We start from the raw sequence: 3,201 nt of genomic DNA, 5'->3' as shown, positions 1-3,201 counted from the left end.
TCTCGGCGGCGGCATCGCCCCTCGAATCCTGCCCCGGTTGAAGTCCGGGCCGTTTCTGGCAGCGTTTTGCGACAAAGAAAAATTTGAATCCTGGATGGGTGCTGTCCCGGTGAAGGTGATCACCAACGACCGATGTGCCTTGCGGGGTGCGGCCAATTACATCATCCAGGCCGGCCGGTTTCTGCGCGGCTGAACCGGGATTGTTTATAAAAGCCGATATTCAATTGTATAGAATGCGAGAATCATGACCGACAAACTGAACAAAATCGTGCTGGCTTATTCCGGAGGACTGGACACCTCCGTTATCATTCAATGGCTCAAAGAGAAATACCACTGCGAGATCATCGCTTACTGCGCCGACATCGGCCAGGGAGCGGAGTTGGAACCGGTGCGGGAAAAAGCTCTTGCTACCGGGGCGAGCAAGGTATTCGTTGAGGACCTGAAAGAAGAGTTTGCGCAGGATTTCCTGTTTCCCATGCTCCGCGCCAACGCTTTTTATGAAAACCATTATCTGCTGGGGACGTCGATCGCGCGTCCCCTGATCGCCAAGGAACAGATCCGCATCGCCAACCAGGAGGGTGCCGAGGGCGTGTCCCACGGCGCGACCGGTAAGGGAAACGACCAGGTTCGCTTCGAACTCACCTATATGATTCTGAAGCCGGATGTGGTCATCATCGCGCCGTGGCGGGAATGGGACCTGGACTCGCGGAGCAGCCTCATCGACTACGCCACAAAGCACAATATTCCGGTGCCCGTTACCAAGAAAAAACCGTACAGCATGGACCGCAACCTATTCCACATCAGCTACGAAGGCGGGGTTCTGGAGGACCCGTGGTACGAGCCGGACGCCGATATGTTCCTGATGACAAAGTCGCCGGAAGCCGCTCCGGACAAGCCGACGTACATCGAGATCACCTACCAGCAGGGCAATCCCATCGCCATCAACGGTGAAGCCATGAGCCCTGCCAACCTGATCGCCACGCTCAATGAGTATGGTGGGGAAAACGGAATCGGCCGCATCGATATCGTGGAAAACCGCTTTGTAGGCATGAAATCGCGCGGCGTGTATGAGACTCCCGGCGGCACCATCCTGCACGCGGCGCACCGGGCACTGGAGACCCTGGTGATGGACCGCGAGATCATGTTCCTGCGGGATTCGCTCATCCCCACCTACGCGCGAATCATTTACAACGGACTCTGGTATTCTCCGGAACGCGAGTTGCTGCAGAAGACCATTGACGACACCCAAATCCACGTCAACGGCACGGTACGCCTCAAACTGTACAAGGGGAACTGCATCCCGGCGGGGGTGAAAGCCGAAAAATCCCTTTACTCCAAAGACATGGCCTCCTTCGAGAAGGACGACATCTACCGTCAGGCCGATGCCGAGGGTTTCATCCGCCTCAACGCCCTGCGTCTCAAACTGTACTCACAAACCTTTGGCAATATGTAAATCAATCCCTTACACTGAATTCAGGGATATGAGCAAAATACTGATTGTCGAAAACGAAAAAAGCATGCGCGATCTGCTGACCATCGTCTTGGAAAAGGACGGTCATGAAGTGGAGACCGCGCGTAATGGGGAAGTGGCCGTGGACATGATCCAGGACCACCAGTACGATGTGGTGCTGACCGACATCAATATGCCCCGCGCCAACGGAATCGATGTGCTCGATGCCGTCAACCACGTCTTGCCCGGCACGCCGGTGATCATGATGACCGCCTACGCTTCTGCTGAGACGGCGGTTGAGACCATGAAGAAGGGTGCGTATGACTACCTGTCGAAACCGTTCAAGATTGAAGAGCTGCAGCTCATCATCAAGAATGCCGCAGAGAAAAAACGGCTGGCCGACGAAAACACCTACCTGAAAAGCGCCCTCAAGGACAAGTACCAGTTCGCCAACATCATCGGTAAAAGCGAAGGCATGCGGCAGGTGTTCGATTACATCAACAAGGTTGCCAACAGCAACGCCACGGTGCTGATCGGAGGTGAAAGCGGAACCGGTAAGGAACTGGTCGCCAAGGCACTTCATTTCAACAGCAATCGTAAAAACTATCCTTTTATTTCCATCAACTGCGGGGCGATGCCGGAGAACCTGCTGGAAAGCGAATTGTTCGGACACGAGAAAGGAGCTTTCACCAGCGCCGACTCCACCAAGATTGGCCTGATGGAGGCTGCGAATAAAGGCACCTTTTTCCTCGATGAAATTTCGGAGGCGCCTTTGTCCATTCAGGTCAAGCTTCTACGGGTGCTGCAAGAGAAAGAATTCACCAGGGTCGGCGGCACCAAGCCCATCAAAGTGGACCTGCGTATCATCGCCGCATCCAACCGGGATCTTGCGCAGGCGGTGAAGGACAAGGAGTTCCGGGAAGACCTGTATTACCGCCTGAAAGTGATCCATATCCAGATTCCCCCTCTGCGCCAGCGGAAGGAGGACATCTCGCTGCTGGTGCATCATTTCATTACCAAGTATTGCGAGGAATACCAGGGGGAGAAAAAACTGAAATCGATTTCACCGGAAGCGATCAAGGTACTTGAAAATTACGACTGGCCGGGCAATGTCCGCGAGCTGGAAAACGTCCTGGAGCGGGCGGTGGTGCTGGAGTCGCAAGATACCATCCAGGTCGACAGCCTTCCGGAGGAACTGATGGGTGCAAAAACTTCGGTGGCCGACAACATGGTACCATCGCTGACGGACGAGCCGATCGATCTTGAAAGCACCCTCGACAGGATAGAAAAGAAAATGCTGTTGGGAGCGCTGGATAAATCCGACGGCATGATCAACAAGGCGGCGCAACTTTTGAACCTCAGTTTCCGTTCAATGCGTTACCGCGTCAAGAAACACAACCTGAAGGGTAAAATGGACAAAGATGATGGGTGAGGTTCATGGCGGAAGGCATCCGCAAAAATCTTACCGGGCGGCCGTGGAAAGGTTGTTTCTCGCGGTCTTTTTTTTGTGCCTGGTTTTGTCCCCCGGTTCCGGGCTGACGCAGGAGAAGTCCGGTCTTGATCCGGGAAGTTCGCTTTTTTACCAGGGCGAGACACTGTTTCATAAGGGCGATTTTCTGGGTGCCAAGGCGGTGTTTGAAGATTTTCTGGATTTGTACCCCAACGAGTCGCGTCGCTCGAAAGCTTTCTTTCGACTTGGGCAAATAGAAATCAAGAACAGATTTTACTCTTCCGGCCTAAAGTATTTTGAA

The 3,201-nt window shown here is 54.0% G+C and carries 4 protein-coding genes; all 4 read left to right on the top strand.

Going from position 1 to position 3,201, the window contains the following annotated elements; all coding sequences use genetic code 11:
* The coding region (locus tag TX82_RS16370) for a glucokinase (RefSeq protein WP_187291968.1) at nt 1-193 on the top strand (193 nt) is incomplete at its 5' end.
* Between the two features lie 51 nt (nt 194-244).
* A complete protein-coding gene (locus TX82_RS12075) occupies nt 245-1,453 on the top strand; it encodes an argininosuccinate synthase (protein WP_005010975.1) in 1,209 nt (402 codons plus the stop codon).
* Nucleotides 1,454-1,481: 28 nt separating this feature from the next.
* The gene (locus TX82_RS12070; protein WP_005010973.1) at nt 1,482-2,882 is read left to right on the top strand and encodes a sigma-54-dependent transcriptional regulator; all 1,401 of its coding nucleotides are present in this window, start codon (nt 1,482-1,484) and stop codon (nt 2,880-2,882) included.
* A 52-nt stretch (nt 2,883-2,934) separates the two neighbouring features.
* A partial coding sequence (locus TX82_RS16545; RefSeq protein WP_222823011.1) for a tetratricopeptide repeat protein occupies nt 2,935-3,201 on the top strand: 267 nt, incomplete at its 3' end.

The organism is Nitrospina gracilis 3/211 (genome assembly GCF_000341545.2).
Taxonomy (GTDB): domain Bacteria; phylum Nitrospinota; class Nitrospinia; order Nitrospinales; family Nitrospinaceae; genus Nitrospina; species Nitrospina gracilis.
The sequence above is the reverse complement of the archived record's forward strand: the minus strand, read 5'-3'. Positions and strand labels throughout refer to the sequence as shown.

Bases quoted from the DNA above. Each gene is read 5' to 3' on its own strand.
- TX82_RS12070 (WP_005010973.1), top strand. From the start codon at position 1,482: ATGAGCAAAATACTGATTGTCGAAAACGAAAAAAGCATGCGCGATCTG.
- TX82_RS12075 (WP_005010975.1), top strand. From the start codon at position 245: ATGACCGACAAACTGAACAAAATCGTGCTGGCTTATTCCGGAGGACTG.